We start from the raw sequence: 25,990 nt of genomic DNA, 5'->3' as shown, positions 1-25,990 counted from the left end.
CGGAACGGGACCCAGGATCCCCGGCATCGCGCCGGACGATCCGGGTCCCGTTTTGCGTCGGTGACTAGCTCGCCGGTGCGGCGTCCTGTGCGGCCATGACCTGATCGAGCAGCGCGAGGCGCACCGCAATCTCGTCGTGATAGGACACGCTTTTCGGCGTCAGCGCGAGCGCGCGGGCCCAATAGGGTCGTCCCGCCGCAAAATTGCCCGACCGGACATAGGCGAGGCCGAGGAAGAAGGGCGGCGCCGGGTGGCGCGGTGCGATCCGCATCGCCTGCTGGAACGCGAACAGCGCCGGCGGCGAGACCTGATCGCCGTCATGCGCGGCCAGCGCATTGGCAAGCCCGGTCCACAGGACGAGGCTTTTCGGCGCGACGCGGATCCCGCCGAGCAGGACCTTCACCGCCGCGCGACGCTCGCCGATCCGCGTCATCGCATCCGCCGCGACCAGATAGGCGGCGGCACCGGTATAGCGTTCGAGCATCTTGTCGCGCAGCTCGATCATCGACCCGTCATCGGGCGTGATCGTCGTGCCCGTCACGACCGGATGCCCGGCAAGCTCGGGCTCACCCTGTAACGCATAGCCCGCCGCGCCAAGCATCAGCGCGGCGGCGACCATCGACCATAACAGCCGGTCGACCCTCAGCACCGCCAGCAGCGCGAACGCCCCGACCGCGATGATCCCGAGCCAGAGCCAGCCCATCAGCGCGTCCTCCGGCGGAAACTCGACCGCGCGATCCACGCGCCGATCGCCAGCAGCGCGATCGGCGCCAGCCATAGCGGCCAGGTCAGCCCCGACAGCGGCGGGTCATAGGTGACATAATCGCCATAGCGCGACACCAGCCAGTCGCGGACCGAGGCGGGCGTCTCGCCGCGCGCGATCCGTTCGCGGACCAGCGCGCGCATGTCGGCGGCCATGTCGGCATCGCTGTCGGCGATCGACTGGCCCTGGCAGACGAGGCAGCGCAGCGTCTCCATCAGCGCCTTGGCGGAGGCCTCCTTGGCGGGGTCGGCGAGCTGGACATTGGCGTAATGCGCGGGCGGCGTGACGGGCTGCGCGACGGCGGGGGCGGGGGCGGTGCAGAACAGCAACGCGGCGGCCGTCGCGCCTGCCGCTAGCGCGAGGCTTGACCGCCCGCTCATCGCGCTTCCCTGACGGCCTGGACGATCTCGCCGATATTGTCCTCGCGGATGTCGCCGATGATCTGCTTGACGACGATCCCGCGGCCGTCGACCACGAAGGTTTCGGGCACGCCCGACGAGCCGAGCGCGAGCTGGACCCGGCTCGCGGTGTCGCTGCCAATCCGTGCATAGGGGTCGCCGTTGCGGCGCAGGAAGCCGGCGATCGCGGGCGTCGTGTCGCGGATCGCGATCGCGTCGATCGGGATGCCCATCGTCTTCAGCCGCATCAGGTGCGGAGCCTCGGCGATGCAGGGTACGCACCAGCTGGCGAACACGTTGAGCAGCCGCGGCTGACCGCCCTTGAACGAGGCGCTGGTCAGCCCCGGCTTGCCGGGCACCATCGCGGGCAGCGCGAAGTCGGGCAGCGGCTTGCCGACCATCGCCGAGCGCACGACCTTGTCCGCCGGCCGGAACAGCCCGCTCGCGACCACCGCGAACAGCAAGGCGAAGATCGCCAGCGGCGCCCAGAGCGCGAACCGCTTCATGCCCAGGCCGCCCGGACCGCGCTGCGCCGTTCGCGACGCAGCCGCCCGACCAGCGACAGCGCGCCGCCCAGCGCGATCAGCACGCCGCCGAACCAGATCAGCGTCACGAACGGCTTCCACCACAGCCGCAGCTGCCACCGCCCCTGCGCATCGGGCTGGCCGAGCACGGTATAGAGCTGGCCGTCGAGCGCGGTCAGGATCGCCGATTCATTGGTGCTGGTCGGCGGGTTGGCGAAGAAGCGGAGCTGCGGGTGGAGCCGCGTGCTGTCATCGCCACGCGTCGCGGTCAGCTGCGCCTCGAGCGCGGACCAGTTCTCGCCGATCACCGGCGAGATCCCGTCGAGCGTGACGCTATAGGGCCCCACGCGCGCCGCTTCGCCCGCGCGCACCGCGACCAGCGTTTCCCTGGTGAACGCGCTGTCCGACGCCATGCCGGCCAGGCTGACCGCGATGCCGAGATGCGCGAGGACCATGCCATAGGTAAACATCGGCGTGCGCCGGAGATTGCGCTTCCACAGGGGCGCGACGCTGGCGACTGCGAGGCCTGCCGCGAGGCTGAGCCCGGCCCAGGGCAGCACGCCCGGCCAGACGAACAGCAGCGCGACCGCCGCCACCACGGTGGCCGCGATCGGCAGCGCGACCCGGCCGACGACCGCCCTCGCCTCGTCACGACGCCAGCGCAGTAGCGGCCCGACCGCCATCACCGCGACCAGCAATAGCGCGATCGGTCCTGCGGCCTTGTTGAAGAAGGGCGGCCCGACCGACAGCTGCACGCCGAAGCTCGCCGCGACGATCGGATAGAGCGTGCCGATCAGGACGATGCCGAGGATCACCGACAGCAGCAGATTGTTCGCGACCAGCCCGCCCTCGCGGCTGACCGGATCGAAGGTCGTGCCCGCGCGCACGGTCCCGATCCGCGCCGCGAACAGCGCGAGCGCGCCGCCGATATAGATGGCGAGCAGCGCGAGGATGAACGCGCCGCGCTCCGGATCGACCGCAAAGGCGTGGACGCTGGTCAGGATGCCCGAGCGCACCAGGAACGTGCCGATCATCGACATCGAGAAGGCGACCACCGCAAGCATGATCGTCCACGCGCGCAGGCCGTCGCGCGTCGCGAGCACGGTCACCGAATGGAGCAACGCGGTCGCCGCGAGCCACGGCATCAGCGACGCGTTCTCGACCGGATCCCAGAACCACCAGCCGCCCCAGCCGAGCTCGTAATAGGCCCAGTAGCTGCCCGCGGTGATGCCGAGCGTGAGGAAGATCCATGCGATCAGCACCCAGGGGCGCATCGCTTTGGCGAAACCCGGCCCGACGTCACGCGTGACCAACGCACCGACCGCGAAGGAGAAGGCGACCGAAAGCCCGACATAGCCGGTGTAGAGCGTCGGCGGGTGGAACGCCAAGCCGGGGTCCTGGAGCAGCGGGTTGAGCCCCAGCCCGTCGGGTGCCGCCGGGGTCAGCCGTGCGAACGGATTGGAGGAGAAGAGCAGGAACGCATAGAAACCGAGCGCGATCGTAGCCTGAGCGCCGAGCGTCGCGACCAAAGTGCGTTCGGGAAGCGAGCGTTCGAAGATCGCGACCGCGCCGCCTGCCAGCCCCAGGATCGTCACCCAGAGCAGCATCGAGCCCTCGTGATTGCCCCAGGCGCCGGCGAACTTGTACAGCCACGGCTTGGCCGAATGGCTGTTCTCGACGACCAGCTTCACCGACATGTCGGAGTTGAGGAACAGGTTGATCAGCAGCGCCATCGCCAGCGCGGCGAGCACGCCCTGGACGATCGCCACCGGCCGCACCGCCGCGGCAACGTCGTCGCGGCCGCGCGCGATGCCGATCACCGCCATCGCCAGCTGCAGCGCCGCCAGCGCGCCGGCGAGCCAGAGCGCCGCGAGTCCGGCTTCGGCGATCATGAACCGCGGTCCGGTGCGAGCGTCTTGGTTTCGTGCATCTTGCCCGCCATTTCGGGGGGCATGTATTTCTCGTCATGCTTGGCGAGCAGGTTGGACGCGACGAACCGGCCGTCGGGCTGGAACTGGCCCTCGGCGACGACCCCCGATTTCTCGCGGAACAGGTTCGGGACGATTCCGGCAAAGACGACGGGCGTGGTCGCGGCACCGTCGGTGACGGTGAAGTGGACGGTGACGCCGTCCGCGGCGCGCTTGACCGACCCGTCCGCGACCATGCCGCCAAGCCGGACCGCGCGGCCGAGCGGCAGCCCGTCGCGCTTTACGTCAGACGGCGCGTAGAAGAACGACGCCTGGTCCTTCAGCGCGGACAGAGCGAGCAGCCCCGCGACGACAACCGCGCCGAGCGCGAGCAGCGCGAGGGTGAGCCGCTGATGCTTGGCCTTCATCGCTCCGCCTTCCGCATCGCCAGATAACTGAGCAGTGCGACGACGGCGCCGCCGCCCAGCGTCACGGCATAGGCGGCAATCACGAACGGCCAGGCGGTCATGCGCGCACCTTCACGCTCTGGCCATCCGACGCATCCGCGCCTCGGCCTTGGCGGTGGCGAGCAGGGTCCGCATCCGCATCAGCACGATACCGGCGAAGACGAAGGTGAAGCCCGCAAGCATGATCGGCAATGGCCAGAGGATCGCGCCGTCGATCGTCGACTTGGTCAGCCCGATGCTCGGCCCCTGATGCAGCGTGTTCCACCAGATCACCGAATAGCGGATGATCGGCAGCAGCACCGATCCGGCCACACCGTAGAGCGCGGGCACGCGCCCGTCGCCGCCGCGGTCCGCATCCGCCTTCGCCAGCGCCATATAGCCGAGATAGACGAAGAACAGCAGCAGCATCGAGGTCAGCCGCCCGTCCCATTGCCACCACGTCCCCCAGGTCGGCCGCCCCCAGATCGAGCCGGTCATCAGGCACAAAGCCGCGAACACCGCGCCGGGTAGCGCGATCGCGCGCGCGGCGATACCCGCCAGCGGGTGACGCCAGACGAGCAGCATGATGCTGGAAATCGCGATCCCGCTCCAACCGCCCATGCCGAGCCAGGCGGCGGGAACATGGATGTAGAGGATCCGCACCGTCTCGCCCTGCAGATAGTCGGGCGGGGTCTGGGTCAGTCCCGCCCAGCAGCCCAGCGCGATCAGCGCGACGCCCGCCCAGAACAGCGCAGGCGTCAGCGGCCTGGCGATCTTCAGGAAGCGCGCGGGATTGGCAAGGGCGTGCAGGGTGGCCACTGGGTGTTACCACTATGGCAAGTCGTGACGGACTTAAAGCCCCTCTCCCCACGTGGGGAGAGGGCGGGCGGATGAGGGGCTAGGGGTCGTTCGCGCCAACGTCCCCTCATCCGGCGCTTTGCGCCACCTTCTCCCCCGAGGGGAGAAGGATTTAGCGGCCGATCAGGCGCTTTGCGATCGAATCGGCGACGTCGGACGACGGTTCGCCACTGCGGTCGCTCTCGTCCCAGACCTGGATCAGCCGCTCGGGGATGCGTGCGATCCGGGCCTTCACTTCGGCTTCGTCACCCTGGCCGAGATATTCGAGCCCGACATTGATGATGCCGCCCGCGTTGATCACGTAATCCGGCGCATAGAGGATGCCGCGTGCGTGAAGCCGCGCACCGTCCTCGCGGACGCTCAGCTGGTTGTTCGCGCCGCCCGCGACGACCTTGGCCTTGAGCGCGGCGATCGACATTTCGGTTAGGATCGCGCCGAGCGCGTTCGGGCTGAAGATGTCGGTGTCGGTCGTCAGGATCCCCTCGGCGGGGACTGCTGTCGCGCCGAGCTCACCCGCCAGCGCCTGCGCGCGGCCCTCGTCGACGTCTGCGAGCGTCAGCACCGCGCCGTCCCTGGCGAGCAGCCGGGCGAGCCCGCCGCCGACCGAGCCGACGCCCTGGATCGCGACGCGCACGCCCTTCATGTCGGTTGCGCCGAGCCCGCGCTGCGCCGCCGCCTTGACGCCTAGATAGATGCCGAGCGCCGTGTACGGCCCCGGATCGCCGCCCGCCGCGCCGCTCGCGACCGGCAGGCCCGAGACGTAGCGCGTCTGCGTCGCGATCACCTTCATCCGCTCTTCGGACATGCCGACGTCCTCGGCGGTCACGTAGCGGCCGCCGAGCGATTCGACCGCGCGGCCGAACGCCTCGAGCTGTTCGGTGGTGATCACGTCGCCGGGCTTGGCCGCGAGGACGACGCCCTTGCCGCCGCCGAGCTCGAGCCCGGCCATCGCGTTCTTGAAGCTCATGCCGCGCGACAGGCGCAGCGCGTCGGTCACCGCGCGGCCGTTATCCGCATAATGCCAGAAGCGCGTGCCGCCGGCCGCGGGGCCGAGCTTGGTCGAATGCAGCGCGATCACGGCGCGGAGACCCGAAACCGGATCGGTGAAGACGTGAACGCCCTCATGGTCGTCGAAATCGGGAAGGTCCCAAACCGCTGTCATCGCCGGCTCCATCAGGAAGAAGAAAATTGCTTAAACCTGAAATATTATTTTCCGGCCGGTTTTACCAGCACAAAGCGGCGCGAGGCCAAGCAGTTGGGAAAATAATGGGGCGACCGACGGGACTTGAACCCGCAACATCCGGCATCACAAGCCGACGCTCTAACCAATTGAACTACGATCGCCGCGAAGGCCCGTGCCCCTAAGCGGGCTGTTCGGGTCCGTCAAGCGCCGCGATCATGCGGGGCGTCGAATGTCGTCAAAAACTGCCTTCGATCGCCTGGCTATAGCCGCCTGCCCCGCGCACGAAGCCGATCGATTCGAGCCGCTGCTGGACGATCGGGTCGGTCGGTTGCAGCGTCAGCACCGCGCGGTAGCGGCCCGTGCCGTCGATCCGCAGCGTGATGCCCTCGGTCCCCGCCTGGCTGGCGAGCGGCACGATGAGCGCGTCGCCCTCGCATTTGGGCGTCCCGCTGACCGACTGCGGCAGCGTGATCCCCGCGACCTCGCCGCCCAGCGTCGCGCGCACCCGCCCCTCGGCACGCTCGCACTGGCCATCGGCGAACCGCACGGTCACGCCGTCGAGATCGAGCGTGGTGACCGGCACCGGCGCGAACACCGCGCCGGTCGGGATCGTCGCGGTCAGATCATCGACGCCGAACCCGTGACGGCTGACGCTCGCCGATCCGCGCAGCGGTCGAGGGTCGGTTTCGGGGCCGGCCAGCACGATCCGCGCGCGACCCGCGAGCAGCGGCAAGGGCGCGAGCCGGGCATGGAGGTCGCCGAGCGACAGCTCGCCGAACCGCGCATCGGTCAGCGTCGCGCCCCAGATCGTGCCCGTCACGCGGCGCGCGACGAGGCCGGCATCCTCGATCCCGACCCAGCCAAGCGCAGCGCGCATCGGCAGGAACACGATCAGCGCGAGCAGCAGCATGCCGCCGAACATCGCGGTCGGGCCGGTCCGCAGCCGGATCCGCGTGACACGGCGTGCGCCGACGCCCACGAAGCGTGCGCTGTCGCTCATGCGGCGCGCGCCTTCAACGTCATCGTCACGCTCACCGTACGGTCACCCTTGTCGGTCATGGTCAGTGCGTCGACCAGGATGCCCGCGCGCTCGAGCCGCGCCAGCCATGCGGTCAGCGCACCCGGCCGCGCCGACGGCATCACGATCCGCACCCGGTCCGCGCCCTCCTGGTCGAGGCTGGTGATCGCGAACCCCGCCAGGTCCGCCTGGGTCCGCACGATCGCATCGAGCGAGCCGGTCAGCGGCGTGGGACGCGTTCGCTGCGCGTCGCGGAGCAGCGCGACCATCGCCTGCGTCTCGCCGAGCCGGGTCACGGCGTTGGCATGGCGTTCGCGCGCACTCGATAGACCGTCGCCGACCGGCCGGATCACCGCGCCCCAGAGCAGCGTCAGCACCGCGAGCGCCGCCATCACCAGCAACAGCCGCTTCTCGCGCAGCGATCGCCCCTCGAACCAGTGCCGCAACCCGGTCATGCGCCCTCGCTCCCGCCTGCACGGCCCGCCGTGATCGTGAATTCGCCCGACACGCGCCCCGCTGCCGCCTGGAAGACGCCCGCCTGCACCGCAAAGCCGGCACGCTCGAGCGCACTCCTGACATCGGTCGCCAGCGCCTCGCGCTCGACCGCGACGCCCAGTCGGACGGTCCCGTTCGGCTGGAAGTCGAGCGCGGTGATCTCGCTGCCCGGCGTCGCCTGGACCACGGCGAAGATCGTGGCGGTGGTCGTGCTGAAGCCCAGCCCCGGCCCGCGCACGCGCGACAGCCGTTCGCCAAGCTGGCGCCCGGCATCGTTCACCGTCTCGCCGCGTGGCAGGCCCGAGCGGGCGACCTGTTCGGTCTGCGCCTCGATCATGTCCGCGCCGAAGCTGTATTTCGCGATCCGGACCAGCGTAATCGCCAGCGTCACCGCGAGGATCAGCCCCGACAGCACCGCCAGCCGCCGGATCAGCGCCCAGTCGAGCGCGAATCGCCGCCGCCGCGCGAACACCCCCTGCCGCAGGTCGAGCGGCCATGTCGCGACCGCCGCCGCCAGCGCCGCCTCGAGCGCGGCGGGCTCGACGGCCACGGGCGGCGTGTCGCCCGTCACCAGCGCGGTCAGCCCCGGCTCGTCGGCAAATCCGGTCGACGTCCCGCGTACGACGGTGTCGCCGGCAAGCTCGGCGCGGACATAGCCCTCGTCCGGGCGCGGCAGCAGCATCGGTGCGGGGAGCATCGCGACCGGGTCGACGCCGGCCGCCGCAAGTATCCGCAGCCAGCCCTGCATCGCCTCGATCCCGACCACGCCGATCGGCCGGTCGCCCTGCCCCTCGTCACCGACCGCGACATGGAGTTCGCCGAGCGGCGCCGCGCTCGCCTCTGCCGCGAGCAGCCGGGCGGCGGCGGTCGCCTGCGCAGTGCTGCGCGACGGCAGTTCGGCCCAGTGCAAGGTCACCGCCTCTGCCGGGGCGACCGCGATGACGCCAGTGTCCGCGCCGAGGTCACTTCGCTCATCGGCGGTCGGGATCCCCTCGCCCTGCGCGACGATGCGCTGGTCGGCGATCCGCATCCAGCGAAAGCCGGTCACGCCGGAGGGAAGGAACAGGAGCGTGGTCATGATGGCTCGCCCCATTGCCGCGATACGAGCCGCGCGGGAAGCGTCGTCGCGTCCATCAGTGCCTGTTCCTGCAAAACCGTCGTCCCCACCGTCACGTCGATATCGAGCGTGAACCATTTCGACACCACTGCCGTCCCCCGTTCGCCGTCCGCATTGGCATTGCCCTGCAACGCCGCGCTCTTGAAGAACACGTCGGTGGTCGCGACCCCTTGCGGCGGGCGTTGCAGGATCATCTGGCGCGCGCCCGCGATCGACATCGTGTCGGGAAACAGCATCGCCAGGATCGGCGCCTGTTCGGGGAGCAGCGTGTTGACGTTGATCGGCGCCGCCTGCGCGACCGGCAGTGTACAGATCCACGGCCTGAGCGTCGCATAGATTTGCGGCGTCATGCCGACCACCGCGCGGAGTTCGCTCGGGTCGGTCATCAGCGCGCCCGCGGTGCGATAGGGCGTCTCGCGGTTCAGATAGGCGCCGTCCTCCGCGCCCATCGCCTGCTGGTCCTGATCACTGTCGATCCAGTCGGCGGCGCCCGCGGCGATCTGCTCGCCGACCTGCGCGGGGATATCGAGCAGCCGCATCAGCCGGACGAATTGCGGCCGCATCAGCGGGTCGGTGACATAGGCGCCGGCGCGCCCGCTCACCAGACTGTTGAGATTGAAGCAGTTTCCCCCGTCGCGCACGCGCGCGGTCGCAAAGCCGCCGCCGGGAAGCGGCATTCCGAACGGCTTGCCGCTCCAGTCGCCCTGCAACGTCACGCGTTTCACATTGGGCCCCAGCATCGCGTCGATCCGCGTCAGCGCGAGCGTCTCGGCGGCCAGCGCATAGGCGCGCGCCTGCTCCCCCGCCGCGGCATTGCCCGCGAGCCGCGTCGACAGCCGCAGCTTCTCGAGCGCCGCCCCCGCCATCACCGCGACGATCGCGACGAGCATGAGGACGGTCAGCAGCGCGGCGCCGCGTTCGTGCTCAGGGGGCTTCATTCTGGACCTCCCGCGCGGGCGGCGCATAGCCCGATCCGACGAGGAACAGCTGGCGATAGACCAGGCCGTCGGTGCGCTGGACGCTCAGCTCCATCGCCTCGGGCAAGGGCACGCCCTGCACGCCGTCCCAGCGGTCGCTCCACGCGCCACCCAATCGGTAGCGCAGCCGGACCTGGCGGACATTAGGCAGCAGCACGGCGGGCGGCAGCGGCGGCGCGCCGTCGACCATCGGATAGGCGATCCGCTGCAGCGCGCCGTCCGCGACCCGGTACGCAACCTTCTGCGTGCTCGACCGCGCTGCGCCGTCGATATTGGTCCAGCCACCGCGGACGAGGCGGAGCATCGGTGCGACGTCCGACCCGCTCTCGCCGACGAACGCGGGCAAGGGGGCGCCGGATTCGTCGCGCGTGCCCCGCAGCGCCGCCTGGCCGAGATCGGCGGACAGGATCGACATCGTCCGCGTCAGCGCGCCGAGATCGTCGAGCTTCGTCCCCGTCGCACTCTGCGCCTTCACGCTGAACGACAGGATCGCCACCCCCGCCGCCGCGATCATGCCAAAGATCAGCAGCGAGACCATCACCTCGACCAAAGTGAAGCCGTGCTCGGCGGAGCGCCTCACGGGCGTGAAGCCGTGTTCGGCGGAACGCCTCACGGGGGTGAAGCCGTGTTCGGCGGAACGCACCGTGCGTGGCACGGTCATGACGTCGTCACCGTCGTCGCGGTCTGACGCGGTGCGGGGCGGATCATCGTCAGGCGGCCGAGCACCGCGCCGCCGCGATCCGCGACCGCCACGTCGATCCGCAAGACGGACGAGCCGCCCATCGCGCGCACCGAGCGCGTCCAGGCCCAGCGGCGCCCGCCATTGGTCTCGGCGCCGGTCACGGTCCCGGCGGTCGGCGGCTGCGCCTGAGTCACCGCGTCTATCGCTACGTTGCGCGCCACCATCTGCGCGACCAGCGTGTCGTCGAGGATCGACGCGCCGCGGATCGTCGCACTCTCCAGCCTTACGAGCGCCATCGCCGCGAGGCTGAACACCGCAAGCGCGACCATGATTTCGATCAGCGTGAACCCGCGATCGGTTTCGGCGCGCATCGCTGCGCAGGGCAATTCACCGCGCATCGGTGCGCACGTATGAGGATCAGCGCGCATCGGCGCGCACGGTGCCATCGGCGTCGATCGTCACGGTCGCGTTCGCCCCGCCGCGGCTGAGCGTCACGACCGCGGGCCGGTCGACCAGCCCGGTCGGGTCGAAGGTCACGCGGACGCGCCCGCTCATGTCGCCGATCACCGCGCGCGTGCCGTCGTTCCAGCGTTCGACGCGCATCGGTTTCTCGCTGATCGGCGTCCAGCCGCCCGCGAGCCGCTGGTCGAAGCCATAGCCGCCGCCGGTGATCCAGACGCTGACCGGACGTGCCTCGACGATCGCCGAATCATGCGCCGCACGCGTCCGCGCCGCGAACCGCGTCGCCTCGTCGAACACGCGGCCGCGCGGATCGGGCATCACAAAGACCGCCACCGCCGATGCGAGCCCTATGATCGTCACCACGACCATCAGCTCGACCAGCGTGAAGCCGTGTTCGGCGTTAAGCCGGGACCTACTGCCAGCTGCCAATATCGGCATCGATCCCCTCGCCGCCTTCCTTGCCATCGGCGCCGAAGGTCCAGACGTCGGCCTCGCCATGCGTGCCCGGCGAGGCATAGAGATACGGGCGACCCCAGGGATCGTTCGGCAGCTTCTTGAGATAGCCGCCACGCTGGTAGCGCGACGGATCGGTCAGCCCGGCGGGCGCGGTGACGAGTGCGTTCAGCCCCTGCGACGTGTTGGGGAAGGTCATGTTCTGCAGCTTGTAGAGCTCCAGCCCGCCCTCGATCTGCGCGATATCCGCCTTCGCCTTCTGGATCCGCGCGGTATCGCCCGAGGGCAGCACGTTGAGCGCGACGATCGTCGCCAGCAGGCCGATGATGACGATGACCACCATCAGCTCGACGAGGGTAAAGCCGGCCTCGCGGCGCTTCTTCTTCTCTTCCGGACGCATACAAAACCTCATTGGCCTGCCAGCGTGTTGAGCTGGAGGATCGGGAGCAGGATGGATAGCACGATCGTCGCGACGATGCCGCCCATCACGACGATGATCAGCGGTTCGAGCAGCGACAGAGCGGTGGCGGTGAAGCGGTCGAATTCGCGTTCGAGATAGTCGGCGGCGCGTTCGAGCATCTCGTCGAGCCGCCCCGCCGCCTCGCCCGACGCGGCGAGATAGGTCAGCAGCGGCGGGAACACGCCCGCGCGCCGCATCGCCGCGGACAGGCTGCCGCCGCCGCGGATCGCGTCGACAATCTGGTCCGACGCGAGCCGCAGCCGGCGGTTGTGGATCGTGCTCGCGGTCAGGTTGAGCCCGTCGAGCAATGGCAGGCGGCTCGCGACCATCGTCCCCAGCGTTCGCGCCATCCGCGCCGCATGAAGGTCGCGCAGCAGTCGCCCGAGCATCGGGATCCTGAGCAGCCAGCTGTCGAAGGCGAGCCGGAAGCCCGGATCCTTCAGCGCGCGCCACAGGATCAGTCCCGACAGCAGCAGGACCAGCGCGATCACCCACCAATAGCCGACGAGGAAGGCCGAAAACGCCATCACCATCCGGGTCAGCAGCGGCAGCTCCTGCCCGACCGTGTCGAACTGTTCGACCACCTGCGGCACGACGAACATCATCAGCGCGGTGACCACCCCCATCGCGACGAGCGCGAGGATCGAAGGGTAGGCGAGCGCGGTGATCAGCTTGCCGCGGATCTCCGCCTGGCGTTCAAGCAAAGCCGCGAGCCGGTCGAGGATCGTCGGCAGCGACCCCGAACTCTCGCCCGCCGCGACCATCGCGCGGTAGAGCGGCGGGAAGCTTTTCGGCTCGCGCGCCATCGCATCCGCCAGCCGCCGGCCCTCGACGACGCCCGCATGGACGTGCTGGACGATCGCGCGGACGCTGTCCTGTTCGGTCTGGCGGGTGATCGTGCGCAGCGATTCCTCGAGCGGCGACACGCGGTTGAGCGTGGCGAGCTGGCGCGTGAACAAGGTCAGGGTCTTGCCCGACATCTTGGGCTTGCCGAGCTGCAGCCCGAACAGCGGCCGTCCCTTGGTCGCCTGCGGCGGCGCGCCCGGGCTGATCTTGACGACGTAGAATTTGCGCGCGTCGAGCGTTGCGCGCGCGAGGTCGATGTCCGCCGCGGCGACATGGCCGCGGCGCTCGGCGCCCTTGGTGTCGATCGCGACATAGTCGAAATCAGCCATGCGGGTTGCCCGGTTGCTTAACGCTTCCGTTCGTTTCGAGCGAAGTCGAGAAACCGTCGCCGCGCGCGCGGACAGGAGTTTCTCGACTTCGCTCGAAACGAACGGAAGGCCAGAGGGGCGTCATGCCGCCGCCACCTCGACAACTTCGGTCGTGTCGCGGCGCGAGACGCGGACCGCTTCCTCCGCCGTGGTCTGTCCCGACAGCACCAGCTCGCGCGCCGACTGCGCCAGGTTCGGCGACTTGGCAAAGGCATGCGCGGTGATGTCGGATTCGGCGCCGTCGGTGTTGATCAGCCGACGGATCGTATCGTCGATGCGGACCGCCTCGAACACGCCGATCCGGCCCTTGTAACCCGTCTGGTTGCAGTCGTCGCACCCTTGCGCGACGTAGACCACCGCGTCCGGCGCGATGCCGAGCAACGGCGCGACCGTATCCGACGCGGGTACCGCCTTGCGACAGGTCGGGCACAGCCGCCGCACCAGCCGCTGCGCGATCACCGCGCGGAGCGTCGAGGCGAGCAGGAAGCTTTCGACCTTCATGTCGCGCATTCGCGTGATCGCGCCGATCGCGTCGTTGGTGTGGACGGTCGACAGCACCAGATGCCCGGTCAGCGACGCCTGCACCGCAATCTCGGCGGTTTCGCGGTCGCGGATTTCGCCGACCATCACCACGTCGGGATCCTGGCGCAGGATCGCGCGCAGCCCGGCCGCAAACGTCAGCCCGACCTTCGGATTGACCTGGGTCTGGCCGACCCCGTCGACCGCGTACTCGACCGGATCCTCGACGGTCAGGATGTTACGGCTGCCGTCGTTGAGCAGGCGCAACGCGGCGTAGAGCGAGGTCGTCTTGCCCGAACCGGTCGGCCCGGTGACAAGGATGATCCCGTTCGGCTCGCTCAGCGCCTCGTTGAGCAGCGCGAACAAGGCAGGCGGCAAGCCCAGCGCCTCGAGGTCGATGCCCGCATTCTCCTTGTCGAGGATACGCAGCACGACGCGCTCCCCCGCCCGGCTCGGCAGCGTCGAGACGCGGACGTCGAGCAGCTTGCCACCCAAAGTCAGCCCCATGCGCCCATCCTGCGGCACACGGCGCTCGGCGATGTCGAGCCGCGCCATGACCTTGATCCGGCTGACGACGACCGGCGCGACGTTGGGCGGCATGCGCAAAGTCTCGCGCAGCACGCCGTCGATGCGCATCCGGACGACGAGCCCGGTCTCGTACGGCTCGATATGGATGTCGGACACGCCGTTGCGCGCGGCGTCGGCGATGATCCCGTTGATCAGCCGGATCGCGGGCGCATCGTCCGCGGTGTCGAGCAGATCCTCCGCGGTCGGCATGTCGCCCGCGAGCAGATCGAGCTCGTCACCCATCCCGACCGCGGCGAGCGCATTGGCTTGGCCGTCCATCGCATAGACGTTGGACAGCAGCCGGTCGAACGCGGGCGCCTCGACCGTGCCGATCGCGAACGGCCGGCCGAGATAGCGGCGCAGTTCGAGCAGCACCTTCGGGTCCGCACCCGCACGCATCGCGATCATGAGCTGCGAATCGGGGTCGGTGTGGTCGACGACGACTCCGAACTTGCGTGCGAAGGCATAGGGGATGGTGATCTGGGGGAGTGCGACGTCTTCGACCTCCGTTCCCCGGCGAAGGCCGGGGTCCAGTTGGGCAGCGGTCGCGATCGACGGGACAGGATCACCCAACTGGGCCCCGGCCTCCGCCGGGGAACGCGCAATGTCATGCCCCTCGCGGATGATCATTTCTTCACCGGCCGGAAGACCGTGCTCGTGCTGCGCACCGGTACCGCGATCCGCGGATCCTCGATGCTGCCGGGGATCGGCGCGGACGGGATCGGCGGCGCCGCGCCCATGTAATCGCGCACCAGCTGGTCGATCGACGGCTCGCGCTCGGGCTCGGCGAGCCCCTGCTGCAAGCGCAGATAGCCGTAACGCTGTTCGGTGATCCGCCGGCTGTCGCCTGCGGTGCGCAGGATCGTCGGCCGGATGAAGATCATCAGATTGGTCTTCGACCGCTGCTTCGCCTTCGACGTGAACAGATGCCCGAGCACCGGCAGGTCGCCGAGCAGTGGGATCTTCTCGATCGTCCGGCGTTCGTTGTCGTCGAGCAGGCCGCTGATCACCGCGATCTGGCCGTCGTCGACGGTCCGCACCGTCTCGACCTCGCGCTTGTTGAGGATCAGGTCGCTATTGTCGCTCGACACCGGCCCGGCGATCGAACTGACCTCGAGCCGCAGGTTGAGCTTGACCGTCCCGCTCGAATTCACCTGCGGCCGCACGGTCAGCTCGATGCCGACATTCTGCCGCTGCGTGGTGCGGAACGCGTTGTCGAAATTGTTCGACAGCGCCTGGCCCGTGGTGATCGGGATCTCCTGCCCGACCAGGCTGTGCGCTTCCTGGTTGTCGAGCGTGACGAGGTGCGGGACCTGGAGCAGGTTCGACGTCGTGTCGCTCTTCACCGCGTTGATGATCGCGCCGAAAAAGGTGCTGCCGATCTTGCCGCCAAAGCCACCGAACCCGCCGGTCGCGGCGAGGATCGAGCTGATCGCGGATTGCTGGAGCGTGTCGGCGGCGCTGCTGGTGTTCTTCGTCACCGTCGTGCTGCCGTCGGTGTTCGTCGTCGTCGTGGTCGAGGTGTTGAGCTGTGTCGCGCCGATCGCACCCGCGATCTGCAGGATGTTCGGCGCGGAATTGGAGAAGGTCGACGCGCCGAACGCGCCGCCGCTGGGATCGCCGACGATGAACTGCGCACCCAGCGTCCGTGCGGTCGTGTCCGAGACCTCGGCGACGATCGCCTCGACCAGCACCTGTTCGCGGCGCGTGTCGAGCTGGCGGACCACCTCGGCAAGCTGACGCTGGATCTCGGCGGGCGCGGCGATGACGATCGCGTTGGCGCCGATGAAGCGCGTGACGACCGCGGCGGTGCGGCCCCCCGCGGCGGTGATCGCGGGCTGGCCAGAGCCCGATCCCGACGATCCGCCGCTCGACTGGACCGGCTGGCTGACCTGCGCCTGCTGGGTGCCGCCAAAGCCCGATCCGCCGCCATTGCTGCCGCCGCCGCTGCTGTTCGCGCCGAAATTGGAGCGCGACAGCGGCTGGCTGCTCGGCTGGGTCGGGGTCTGGCCGACCAGTTCCTGCAGCACCGGCAGCAATTGCTCGGCGTCGGCGTTTTCGAGGAACACGACCTTGATCTCGGTCCCGTTGCGCGCCTTCTGGTCGAGGTCGGCGGCGACCTGTGCCAGTCGCGCGACCGTGGTCGGATCGCCGCGCAGCGCGACCGCGTTCGATCCCTCGACCGCGACCACCGACGCGGTCGGTCCCGATCCCGCGCCGCCGCCCTGCGCGCCGCCCGGGGCCCCGCCGGTGCCGATCAGGCCCTGCAGCGCGGTCGCGATGTCGCGCGCGCTCGCATTCTTGAGCGCGACGACGCGCGTCGACGAGGTGTCGGTGTCGACCCGGCGGATGACCTCGCGGATGCGGCGGATATTGTCGGCGAAATCGACCACCACCAGGCTGTTGCCGCCGCGGTTCGCAGTGACCGACCCCTGCGCGCTGACCAGCGGCCGGACGGTATCGACCGCACTCGCCGCGTCGGTCGCGCGCAGCCGGATGATCTCGGTGACATAGCTGTTGCGCGCTGCCCCCGCGACGCCGATCCGGCTCGGCTGCGACGCGGCATTGTCGAGCGGCTGGACGCGGAACGCCCCGTTCGAGGTCGGTACCGCGACCAGCCCGTTGGCGCGCAGCGTGGACAGGAACACCTCGAAATATTCGGACCGGCTGAGCGGCCGGTCGGTGACGACGGTCACCTTGCCCGACACGCGGTTGTCGATGATGAAGGTGCGCCCCGTGACCTTGGCGGCATCGGCGATGAACGCGCGGATATCGGCGTCGCGGACGTTGAGCGTCGTCTGCGCGCGCGCTTCCGCCGCCAGCGTCAGCGCCAGCACCGGAGCAAGGACCGAGGCGAAAACCAGATTCTTCATTGCAGCCTTGGTCTTGGAAAGGGGAAGGGAAGCGAGAGTCATGCCGGAGATCATTGCGGGGGTGCGATCGTGATGGCGAGCGGCAGCGTGTCCTTGCCGCGTTCGACGGTGATGGGCACGTTGCCGCCCTGCGCGAAATCGGCGGCGATGCGGTCGAGATCGCCCGGCCCGGTGACGGGACGCCCGCCGATCGAGGTGACGATGTCGCCGTCGCGCAGCCCCGCCTGGCGGAAGGCGTTGCCCGAGCCCTGCGACCGGACCGTCAGGCCGCTGACGCGGCCGCCGTCGATCCGCGGGATGAAGCCGATCTCGCTGCGCAACTGGCCGATCGGGATGCCCGCGTTGCCCGGCGGTGGCGCCCCGCCCGGCGCTGCGCCGGTCGGGGATACCGGCGCGACCGCGTCGGACTGGTCGAGGAACAGATCCTCGTCGACGCCGCCGCGATCGATCGTGACATGGTCGAACGCGACCGCCTTCAGCCGGACGCCGGGCTGGATCTCTTCGCCGACGACGATGCTGGTCTGGACATTGTCCGCGCCCGCGATGATCGCCGAGCTCCGGCCGGTCGCATCGTCGATCCGCGTCCCGAACAGCGTCAACTGCAGCGCGGTGACGGTCGCGGGTCCGGCGCCGGCGGGCGCGCCCAGCCGGAAGAACGGATCGAAGCTGCGCAGGATGTCGCCATTCGCCCCCGCGGGTGCGATCGCTGCCGGGCGCCACGCGCCGAGCGGCGTCACCGGCGCCACCGCGACCCAGATCAGCCGCGCGCATTGCACCGCCAGCCCCGCCATCAGCGCAAGCTCGGCGGCGGAATATACCGTGATCACGGGCAGCCGCCGCAGGATACGGCGCGCACGTGCGTCGATCGTCAATCGCATGAGCGAACCCCCTCCCCACTCTGCCGCCGCCACCGGAACACCCGTTGGCACCCCATTGGCGCTAGGCATGCCATGTTACAGTTACGCGTCAATCTGGCGATAGATTTATGCCGCGCTGGCGCAAGCGCGGATTGCCCGGCAAAACAGCATCATGGTCATCCGCTCCGCCGATACGCCGCCCGCCCCCTCTCCAGTCTCACTCGGCAGCGGCCTGCCCGCCGAGCCGGTCGTCGCGCGGCTGACCGCGGCCCCCGGCGTCCAGCGCGTGCCGAGCCCCAAGCTGACGCTGTTCCTCAACCGCGGCTTCCTGTCGCCTGCGCTGTGCGCCGCGCTGCTCGAACGGATCGACGCCGTCCGCCGCCCGTCGACGATTTCCGATTCGAACGGCGATGCGAGCTACCGCACGAGCGAGACGGGCGACCTCGACCCCGCCGATCCGGTGGTGATCGACGTCGAGGCGCGGATCGCTGCGCTGACCGGGCTCGACGGCATCTATGGCGAACCGCTCCAGGGGCAGCGTTATGCGGTGGGGCAGGAGTTTAAGGGCCATACCGATTATTTCGAGCCGACCGGTGTCGACTATGACCGCTATTGCAGCGTCGCGGGCAATCGCACCTGGACCGTGATGGTCTATCTCAACCAGCCCGAGGCAGGCGGCGCGACGCGGTTCAAGGCGATCGACAAGATCGTCCAGCCCGAGACGGGCAAGCTGCTCGCCTGGAACAACCGCCGGCCCGACGGCACGCCCAACCCCGCGACGCTCCACCACGGCATGAAGGTCCGCAGCGGCGTCAAATACGTCATCACGAAATGGTACCGCGAGCGCCCCTGGGGGTAACCGCCCCTACCCCGGTACCCGGGCTCGACCCGGGATGCGGAGCCACGCAGCGTGCCGCCCGCGACCCTGGGTCCCGGCGTTCGCCGGGATGACGGAGGCGGTGTAAGGCACGCTACCCCACATCGTCATCCCGGGCTCGACCCGGGACCCAGAGCAACGCAGCGCGCCGCCCGTGACCCTGGGTCCCGGCTTCCGCCGGGATGACGGGGCGGTGCTAGCCCCCCCGGCCCAGCCCCGCCGCCGCCCAGCTTCAGAACGTCGTGCTCAGCCCCAGCGTGAACACCCGGCCGAGATTGTAGCGGTTGATGAACACCTGCGCGCCATTGTCGAAGGTCTGCCCTTCCTGGAACCGCGTGCCGGTCAGGTTGCGCGCTTCGGCCTTGAGTTCCCATTTGCCACCGACGAGTTCGAAGCCCTGCCGTGCGACCAGGTCGAGGCGGATGCCGGGCTTTTCGATGATGTCGGGCTGGAAGCCGACGCCGCTGAGGTTCGAGGGGCCGCGATTGGTCACGCGGTTGCTGGCATAGTTGAACAGCAGCGTGATCGCCGACAGCGACGCCGTATCCTCGAGCCCGACCTGGACGTTGACCAGATGATCCGACTGGCCGGTCAGCGACGCGCCGTCGCGGAACTGGAGCGAGGCCGGACCGAAGCCCGCCTGGCACCCGCCGAGCGTCTGGTTGAGCACGTTCGGGACGCAGCTGTTGTCCGCGGTGATCGACGACTTCGAATAGGTGTAGTTGGCGATGAACAGCGCGCGCCGCGTCGCGAAGAAGTCCGAGTTGAGGAAATCGAGGTCGAAATATTTCTGGAGCTCGACCTCCGCGCCATACAGCGTCGCCTCGGGCAGGTTGGTGAAGCCGGTCTGCAGCCGGTCGTCCGCGCCGGTGTAGAAGCCGACCTGCTCGACCGGGTTCTTGATCTCCTTGTAGAAGCCGCCGAGCGTGAAGCGCTGGTCGCGCGCGAAGAACCACTCGTAGCGGCCCTCGAGATTGTAGAGCTCCGAGTCCTTCAGCAGCGGGTTACCGAAGAACAGCCGATCCGATTCGGGATCGCGGAACTGCTGCGGCGCGAGCTCGCGGAACTGCGGGCGCGAGATCGTCTTCGACGCGCTCGCACGCAGCTGCATGTTGTTCGCGAAGTTGTAGGTGAGCGTCGCGGCGGGCAGGAAATAATCGTTCTTCAGTCGCGTCGTCGTCGTGCCGATCGGGGTCACCTGCTCCTCGGCGGTCTCGTAGCGGACGCCGATCGTCGCGCGGACGCCGTCGGTCGCCTCGGCCTCGGCCTGGACATAGCCCGCATGGATGCGCAGCGACGCATCATAGGCATAGGCGCCGAGCGGCGTGCTGAACTGCAGCTGGATCTGGTTCGCGTTGAGCGAATCGATCCCGAGCAGATAGTCGGGACGCAGCAGATTATACGGATAGCCCGGCGCGGTGCCGCCGCCCGCGGCGGTCTGGTAGTTGAACTGGAGGCGCGTCGAATTGCGCTTCGTGTCCGAGTAGAAATAGCCGGTCGACAGCGTCATCGGCCGCTCGGTATCGAGCTTGTACGACAGGTCGCCCTGCCCGGTGTACAGATCCTCGTTCAGTTCACTGAAGATGATCGAGGCGAACGGCGTGAAGCGCTGGGTCACCTGGTACGCGCCGTTGCACTGCGCGCCGTCCGAACCATTGGGCGCCTCGACGCTGATCGGCAGACCGGTCGTGGTGGTTGCCGAGCACAGATAGTCGAACTGCCGCTCGTACGGCGCGTTGCGCTTCGAATTGGCATAGGCGCCGCGCGCGTCGAATTTCAGCGCGTCGGTCAGCTTGAATTCGCCGACCAGCTGGCTCTCGAACAGCTGGCGTTCGAACCAGTTGGTGTTCTGCTGGAAACGCAGCCCGCTCGAATTGTTGTAGACGGTCGCCGACGATCCGCGCGCCTGCTTCAGCGTGTCGTGGATATAGACGGTGGTCGAGCGGATCGTGTTCGGGCCGAATTCATACCCCAGCCCGATCAGCGCGTTGGTGACGATCCGGTTGTCGGTCAGCAGCGTCTGGAAATCATTGCGCAGCGTGCCGTCGGTCGACACCGAATCCTGCTGAGTCGACGAGCGCGTGCGGAACGTGTTGCTCGCGCTCAGCGATGCAATGATGCCCAGCCGGTCGGAGCCGAAGTCGAACACCGATCCGCCGCTCAGCTCGCCCGACCAGTTGGCCGGCAGCTGGTTGTTGCGCTGGAGCAGCGTGGTGTTCGCATTGGTCAGCTGCGCGACCTGATCGGTCGGGATGATCCCGGTGCCGCCGGGCGCGTTCTTGATGAAGGCAGGCACCTTGCGCGCGCCGTCGTCGAAGCCGATCCAGTCCGCATCGCCGCCATAATAGGTATAGCCGAGTTCGCTGGTCGTCACGGTGTCGGCGGAGATCGACCCGCCGATGCTCAGGAAGTTCTTCTCGGGGATCGCCTTGGTCGTGAGGTTGATCACGCCGCCGCCGAATTCGCCGGGATAGTTCACCGAATAGGTCTTCTGGACCAGCGCCGAGCCGACGATCGCGGTCGGGAAGATGTCGAGAGGAACCGAGCGGCGGAGCGGCTCTGGACTCGGCAAGGGCGAACCGTTGAGCAGCGACGACGAATAGCGATCGCCAAGACCGCGGACATAGACGAAGCCGCCGCCGACGACGCTGAGGCCGGTGACGCGCGTCAGTGCGCCGGCGATGTCGCCCTCGCCCGTCCGCGCAATGTCCGCGCTCGACAGCACCGAGACGATCTGTGCGGTCGCGCGCACGGTGTTCGGGATGTTGCGCCCGACGACGACGATGTCCTCGCCCGCCGCGGCGTCATAGCCCGGGCTCGACACCTCGACGCCGGCTTCGGGGGCGGCCTGCGGTGTGGCCTGCTGTGTGGTCTGCTCTTGGGCCGTCGTGCCCGGCGTCGCGGCATTGGTCTGGTCCGCCTCGGCCTGCGGCGTCGCGGCGGGCCGCGGCGGTGCGGCCGGCGCGGGCGCGGTCTGCGCGAGCGCGGCGGGCGCGACCAGCGTCGAGGTGAGGAGGAGCAGTGTTCCGTAGGCGCGGCGCTTGGACATGGCCTGTAATCCCGATTCGTAAAGTCATAGGCGAATGCCGGGACGGTCCCCCAAGGACCGCCCCGGCATCACGGCGCATTCAGATCGCGCCCGCCTCAGCGGCCCTGGCAGGCGAAGTAGACCGAGCTGAACGCGGGCGGTCCGACGTCCTGCAGCGCTGCATCCGCCGGCCGGACCGTCGTGCGGCCGCCCGTCGTCTGTTCGCCCGCGATCATGTTGACGCAGGCGACGTTGACCGGAGTCTTCACCACGCCGTTGACGAAGGTCATGTCGGCACCACCACGCAGGCGGATCGCGGCCGGGGCCAGCGCGGTCTGGATGAAGGTGAAGTTGGCGTAGCGGCCGAACGTGCGCGGCAGCAGGTCCTCGGCATTGTTCGAATCGATCTCGGTCGAGAAGGAGTCGGCGGTCGCACCGAGCGTGCGCTGGGCGGCGATCATGAACTGGATGAAGCCGCGATAGCCATTGTCGATATCGAAGCCGTCATCGTCCGCGCCGGTGATCGCGATATATTTCAGGTTGCTCGTGCCGCCGAAGATCTCGATGCCGTCATCCGCCGAATTGTGGCTCTGGATGTGGTCGAGCGTGGTGCCCGAGCCGGTGCCGCCGAGCGTCAGGCCCTGGAGCTCGTTGCCGTCGCTGATCGCGATGCCGCTGTAACGAATCTGGACGTACTGCATCGTGCCGCTGCTGTCGGCGGCCGTCGGGCCGCCATAGAAGCGCCCGGTGACACCCTCGATCGCCTGCTGGCAGGTCGTGCTGCTGCCGGCGGCGTTGTTGGGGCCGGTGCCGGTGGCGCAGACCGCGACCGGTGCGCGGCCGAGCATGACGATCCCGCCCCACTGGCCCTGCGTCGCGTCGCTGACGCCGTTCGACGCCAGGTTCTGCTGCGAGGTGAAGACGATCGGTGCGGTGGCGGTGCCGACCGCGTTGATCTTCGACCCGCGGTTGACGATCAGCAGGTCGTTGGTCGTCTCGCTCGAATCCGCGGCGATCACGACGCCGGCCTCGATGTTGAGGATCGCGCCATTGTCCGCACCGGTCGTGCCGACATCGGTGCCGATCTCGGTCTGGCCGCGCAGGCGGTAGAAGACGCCCGCGATCTTCGGCAGCGTCAGCGTGCCGCTGATCACGGTCGGCAGGCGGCAGGCGCGGAACGTCGCGACCAGGCCGTCATCGGTCGTGCCGGTCGGGCAGACGCTCGTCGCGGTGACCGCGCCAACCGAAGGCACCGCGGTGCAGCGTGCGCCCGCGCCGCCGAATTCGGCCGAGGTCGAGTTGCAGGTCCAGCCCTGGAACGCGGTGTCGGTCGGGCCGTTGAGCGCGCCGACGAAGTTCGTGCTGGTGAAGAAGCTGTTGAGCGTCGACGGATCCATCGGCGTGGTGAGCGACGTCGCCGAGGTCGGATACAGGCCGTTCAGCCCGGTGCTGACGCCGCTGACATTGTTGTTCGTGCCGGCGTTGACGACCGCGAGCTGCTCGTCAGGCGTGATCGTGATGGTGTTGACCGTGGTCGCGGCAGCGAACTGTGCCGCGGTGATCGCGCTGGGCGTCGGCGTCGGCGTGGGGGTCGGCGTCGGGGTCGGCGTTGCCGGCGGGATCACGATGGTGCCCGCACCCGGCGACGCGACGCTGTCCGCGCCTCCGCATGCCGACAGCGCCGCACAGGCGGTGCTCGTCAGCAGGATAAGGCCGATGCGCTTGAAGCTGGTCATTCACGGAACTCCCGGTCGATCATTGATTGCGTGGATCGACTCGGGTCCCCCTGCCGATCTCTCAACGGCGGTTAGGCGGCGTAGATGACAGCGAGATGCGGTTTCGATGACGGCCGGATGACGGCGGTGTTTCAGCAATGTGACACCGGGGCCGCGAGGTACGCGCCGAGCCGGGGCGGGACGACGACGGACGGTATCGCGGGGACCCGGGGTGCATCACCCCGCTTTCGCTGCGCGGCACAATGATTTAAGGGGCACGGACGCTAGCAAGGCCCTTATCCGGGCAATCCCGCGGATTTCACCGCGATTACAGGAATTTTCGACGAGTATGGCCTCTTTCAAGGACCCCGGTTTTCAGGAACGTACCGCCTCTGCGAACGACGCGAAGCTGAAGGCGCTCGAGAAACTGCGCGCCAAGCCTGCGATCGATCCGGCGGTCGCCGCCGAGCGCGCCGCCGCCCGCGCCGCCAAGGAGGAGGCCGAGCGCGCCAAGCGCCAGGCCAAGCGCGATGCCGAAGAGGAGGCCAAGGCCGCCAAGAAGGCCGCAGCTGCCGAAGCCGCAGCCCGCGCGCTCGAGGCCGAAGCCAAGTCGCAAATGTCCGACGCCGACAAGAAGGCACTCCGCGACGCCAAATATGCGGCGCGCAAAGCCAAGAAGAAGTGAGGAAACGGCCGGGAATTTCCCCGGCCTTTTTCTTTTGTGCCGCCGGGATTTTCGGTCGGCGCTTCGCCACACCGTCATCCTGACGAACGTCAGGACCCAGAGCCACAAGCACCAACGCCCGCAACTTTGGATCCTGGATCAAGTCCAGGATGACGGAGGCGAGTGACGCTTACCCCACACACATCGTCGTCCTGACGAAAGTCAGGATCCAGAGCCACGGACGCCAGCGCGCGTTACCCTGGGTCCGGGATGACGGACGGGGGAGAAGCCCCCCGCCCTCAGGCTGCGAGCGCGTCCTGCTCTTCGGGGGCGAGGCGGATCATGTAGTCGAACGCCGCCAGCGCCGCCTTCGAGCCTTCGCCCATCGCGATCACGATCTGCTTGAACGGCACGGTCGTCACGTCGCCGCCCGCGAACACGCCGGGGATCGACGTCTCGCCGCGGTGATCCACCTCGATTTCGCCGCGCATCGTCAGCGCGACCGTGTCGGTCAGCCATTCGGTGTTCGGCACCAGCCCGATCTGGACGAAGATGCCCTCGAGCTCGACCTGATGCAGCGTGTCGTGGTTGCGATCCTTGTAGCTGAGCCCCGTCACCTGCTTGCCGTCGCCGAGCACCTCGGTGGTCATCGCCGAGGTGACGACCTTGACGTTGGGCAGGCTGGCGAGCTTGCGCTGGAGCACCGCATCCGCGCGCAGATCGCTGTCGAACTCGATCAGCGTGACGTGCGCGACGAGGCCCGCCAGGTCGATCGCCGCCTCGACGCCGCTATTGCCGCCGCCGATAACCGCGACGCGCTTGCCCTTGAACAGCGGGCCGTCACAATGCGGGCAATAGGTCACGCCCTTGTTGCGATACGCTTCCTCGCCCGGCACGTTCATCTGGCGCCAGCGCGCACCGGTCGACAGGATCACGGTCCGCGCCTTCAGCGACGCGCCGCTCGCGAGCTGCACCTCGTGCAGCCCACCGACCTGCGTTGCCGGGATCAGCTTGTTCGCGGTCTGCAGGTTCATCACGTCGACGCCATATTCGGCGACATGCTGCTCCATGTGCGCGACGAGCTTTGGCCCCTCGGTATGCGCGACCGAGATGAAGTTCTCGATCGACATGGTGTCGAGCACCTGACCGCCGAAGCGCTCGGCCGCGATGCCGGTGCGGATGCCCTTGCGCGCAGCATAGATCGCCGCTGCCGCGCCGGCGGGGCCGCCACCAACGACGAGCACGTCGAACGGATCCTTGCCCGCAATCTTCTCGGCGGCACGCGCGGTGCTGCCCGTGTCGAGCTTCGCGACGACCTGCTCGACGCTCATCCGGCCTTGCGCGAACGGCTCGCCGTTGAGGAAGATCGCCGGCACCGACAGGATGTTGCGGTTCGTGACCTCGTCCTGGAACACGCCGCCCTCGATCGCGACATGGCTGATCCGCGGGTTGATCACGCTCATCAGGTTCAGCGCCTGTACCACCTCGGGGCAGTTCTGGCAGCTGAGCGAGAAATAGGTCTCGAACGCGAAATCGCCATCGAGCCCGCGGACCTGCTCGATCACCTCCTGCGTCAGCTTCGACGGATGCCCGCCGACCTGAAGCAGTGCGAGCACCAGCGAAGTGAACTCATGCCCCATCGGGATACCGGCGAAGCGCACGCCGATATCGGTCCCGGCGCGGCGGATCATGAAGGACGGGCGGCGCTTGTCGTCATCCTTGCGGACCATCGTCACCGAATCCGACAGTGCCGCGATCTCGGTCAGCAGGCCCTCGAGCTCGCGCGACTTGGCGCCGTCGTCGAGCGAGGCGACGAGTTCGATCGGCTGGACGATGTTCGCCAGATAGGTCTTGAGCTGCGCGGTAAGGTTCACATCGAGCACGGACGCTCTCCTGTCTGGTGAAAGGGACGCGCGGCAGGCTGCCGTCGCGA

24 protein-coding genes and 1 tRNA gene are annotated in these 25,990 nt (G+C 68.7%); 2 read left to right on the top strand and 23 right to left on the bottom strand.

Annotated features, from left to right (window positions below):
- Positions 1-64: 64 nt before the first annotated feature.
- From ASE89_RS17835 to ASE89_RS17740, 20 genes are all read right to left on the bottom strand, one after another.
- The gene (locus ASE89_RS17835) at positions 65-703 is read right to left on the bottom strand and encodes a tetratricopeptide repeat protein (RefSeq protein ID WP_056680899.1); all 639 of its coding nucleotides are present in this window, start codon (positions 701-703) and stop codon (positions 65-67) included.
- Entirely contained in the window at positions 703-1,143 is a 441-nt protein-coding gene (locus ASE89_RS17830; RefSeq protein WP_056680343.1) for a cytochrome c-type biogenesis protein, read from the bottom strand. Before ASE89_RS17830 ends, ASE89_RS17835 begins: the two co-directional genes overlap by 1 nt.
- On the bottom strand, positions 1,140-1,667 hold the full coding sequence (locus tag ASE89_RS17825; protein WP_031440727.1) for a redoxin family protein: 528 nt from the start codon (positions 1,665-1,667) through the stop codon (positions 1,140-1,142). Before ASE89_RS17825 ends, ASE89_RS17830 begins: the two co-directional genes overlap by 4 nt.
- Complete coding sequence (locus ASE89_RS17820; RefSeq protein WP_056680340.1) at positions 1,664-3,577, bottom strand: heme lyase CcmF/NrfE family subunit; 1,914 nt, start codon at positions 3,575-3,577, stop codon at positions 1,664-1,666. The genes ASE89_RS17825 and ASE89_RS17820 overlap by 4 nt, the downstream gene beginning before the upstream one ends.
- Positions 3,574-4,020, bottom strand: coding sequence for a cytochrome c maturation protein CcmE (gene ccmE, locus ASE89_RS17815; protein ID WP_031395338.1), 447 nt, complete (start codon positions 4,018-4,020; stop codon positions 3,574-3,576). Before ccmE ends, ASE89_RS17820 begins: the two co-directional genes overlap by 4 nt.
- Before the next feature lie 111 nt (positions 4,021-4,131).
- Entirely contained in the window at positions 4,132-4,857 is a 726-nt protein-coding gene (ccmC, locus tag ASE89_RS17810; protein ID WP_031440724.1) for a heme ABC transporter permease CcmC, read from the bottom strand.
- Between the two features lie 151 nt (positions 4,858-5,008).
- Positions 5,009-6,058, bottom strand: a complete 1,050-nt coding sequence (locus tag ASE89_RS17805) for a Leu/Phe/Val dehydrogenase (protein WP_056680896.1) — start codon at positions 6,056-6,058, stop codon at positions 5,009-5,011.
- A gap of 105 nt (positions 6,059-6,163) precedes the next feature.
- Positions 6,164-6,240: transfer RNA gene (locus ASE89_RS17800), tRNA-His, on the bottom strand.
- Between the two features lie 74 nt (positions 6,241-6,314).
- A complete protein-coding gene (gene gspN, locus ASE89_RS17795) occupies positions 6,315-7,079 on the bottom strand; it encodes a type II secretion system protein N (RefSeq protein ID WP_056680337.1) in 765 nt (254 codons plus the stop codon).
- Positions 7,076-7,552 (bottom strand): type II secretion system protein GspM, encoded by a 477-nt coding sequence (gspM, locus tag ASE89_RS17790; RefSeq protein WP_056680335.1) that lies wholly within the window; start codon positions 7,550-7,552, stop codon positions 7,076-7,078. Before gspM ends, gspN begins: the two co-directional genes overlap by 4 nt.
- Positions 7,549-8,670, bottom strand: a complete 1,122-nt coding sequence (gene gspL, locus ASE89_RS17785; protein ID WP_056680333.1) for a type II secretion system protein GspL — start codon at positions 8,668-8,670, stop codon at positions 7,549-7,551. Before gspL ends, gspM begins: the two co-directional genes overlap by 4 nt.
- On the bottom strand, positions 8,667-9,647 hold the full coding sequence (gene gspK, locus ASE89_RS17780) for a type II secretion system minor pseudopilin GspK (RefSeq protein ID WP_056680331.1): 981 nt from the start codon (positions 9,645-9,647) through the stop codon (positions 8,667-8,669). The genes gspL and gspK overlap by 4 nt, the downstream gene beginning before the upstream one ends.
- Positions 9,634-10,347 carry a type II secretion system minor pseudopilin GspJ gene (gene gspJ, locus ASE89_RS17775; protein WP_082451677.1) on the bottom strand — a complete coding sequence of 238 codons (714 nt, stop codon included), beginning with the start codon at positions 10,345-10,347 and terminating at the stop codon, positions 9,634-9,636. Before gspJ ends, gspK begins: the two co-directional genes overlap by 14 nt.
- A complete protein-coding gene (gspI, locus tag ASE89_RS17770) occupies positions 10,344-10,739 on the bottom strand; it encodes a type II secretion system minor pseudopilin GspI (protein ID WP_056680893.1) in 396 nt (131 codons plus the stop codon). The genes gspJ and gspI overlap by 4 nt, the downstream gene beginning before the upstream one ends.
- 46 nt (positions 10,740-10,785) lie before the next feature.
- Positions 10,786-11,268: a GspH/FimT family pseudopilin gene (locus tag ASE89_RS17765; protein WP_081874201.1), complete on the bottom strand. Its 483-nt coding sequence runs from the start codon at positions 11,266-11,268 to the stop codon at positions 10,786-10,788.
- Positions 11,243-11,683 (bottom strand): type II secretion system major pseudopilin GspG, encoded by a 441-nt coding sequence (gene gspG, locus ASE89_RS17760; protein ID WP_031395041.1) that lies wholly within the window; start codon positions 11,681-11,683, stop codon positions 11,243-11,245. The genes ASE89_RS17765 and gspG overlap by 26 nt, the downstream gene beginning before the upstream one ends.
- 8 nt (positions 11,684-11,691) lie before the next feature.
- Positions 11,692-12,918: a type II secretion system inner membrane protein GspF gene (gspF, locus tag ASE89_RS17755; protein WP_056680328.1), complete on the bottom strand. Its 1,227-nt coding sequence runs from the start codon at positions 12,916-12,918 to the stop codon at positions 11,692-11,694.
- Between the two features lie 120 nt (positions 12,919-13,038).
- Positions 13,039-14,673: an ATPase, T2SS/T4P/T4SS family gene (locus tag ASE89_RS17750; protein ID WP_082451675.1), complete on the bottom strand. Its 1,635-nt coding sequence runs from the start codon at positions 14,671-14,673 to the stop codon at positions 13,039-13,041.
- The gene (gene gspD / locus ASE89_RS17745) at positions 14,670-16,916 is read right to left on the bottom strand and encodes a type II secretion system secretin GspD (protein ID WP_056680326.1); all 2,247 of its coding nucleotides are present in this window, start codon (positions 16,914-16,916) and stop codon (positions 14,670-14,672) included. Before gspD ends, ASE89_RS17750 begins: the two co-directional genes overlap by 4 nt.
- A 50-nt stretch (positions 16,917-16,966) precedes the next feature.
- The gene (locus tag ASE89_RS17740; protein WP_056680324.1) at positions 16,967-17,794 is read right to left on the bottom strand and encodes a type II secretion system protein N; all 828 of its coding nucleotides are present in this window, start codon (positions 17,792-17,794) and stop codon (positions 16,967-16,969) included.
- A gap of 151 nt (positions 17,795-17,945) precedes the next feature.
- Here ASE89_RS17740 and ASE89_RS17735 point away from each other — a divergent pair, with 151 nt between their 5' ends.
- Positions 17,946-18,632, top strand: a complete 687-nt coding sequence (locus ASE89_RS17735; protein WP_056680322.1) for a prolyl hydroxylase family protein — start codon at positions 17,946-17,948, stop codon at positions 18,630-18,632.
- 250 nt (positions 18,633-18,882) lie between these two features.
- On the opposite strand, the gene ASE89_RS17730 is transcribed toward ASE89_RS17735, so the two are convergent.
- Positions 18,883-21,699 (bottom strand): TonB-dependent receptor domain-containing protein, encoded by a 2,817-nt coding sequence (locus ASE89_RS17730; protein WP_056680319.1) that lies wholly within the window; start codon positions 21,697-21,699, stop codon positions 18,883-18,885.
- Between the two features lie 95 nt (positions 21,700-21,794).
- Complete coding sequence (locus ASE89_RS17725) at positions 21,795-23,414, bottom strand: hypothetical protein (protein WP_056680316.1); 1,620 nt, start codon at positions 23,412-23,414, stop codon at positions 21,795-21,797.
- Positions 23,415-23,742: 328 nt separating this feature from the next.
- On the opposite strand from ASE89_RS17725, the gene ASE89_RS17720 reads away from it, so the two are divergent.
- On the top strand, positions 23,743-24,078 hold the full coding sequence (locus ASE89_RS17720) for a DUF6481 family protein (protein WP_031396424.1): 336 nt from the start codon (positions 23,743-23,745) through the stop codon (positions 24,076-24,078).
- Positions 24,079-24,356: 278 nt separating this feature from the next.
- On the opposite strand, the gene ahpF is transcribed toward ASE89_RS17720, so the two are convergent.
- Complete coding sequence (ahpF, locus tag ASE89_RS17715) at positions 24,357-25,940, bottom strand: alkyl hydroperoxide reductase subunit F (protein WP_056680313.1); 1,584 nt, start codon at positions 25,938-25,940, stop codon at positions 24,357-24,359.
- Positions 25,941-25,990 lie beyond the last annotated feature (50 nt).

The sequence above is a fragment of the Sphingomonas sp. Leaf30 genome, from assembly GCF_001422525.1.
Classification (GTDB): Bacteria; Pseudomonadota; Alphaproteobacteria; order Sphingomonadales; family Sphingomonadaceae; genus Sphingomonas; species Sphingomonas aerolata.
The sequence above is the reverse complement of the archived record's forward strand: the minus strand, read 5'-3'. Positions and strand labels throughout refer to the sequence as shown.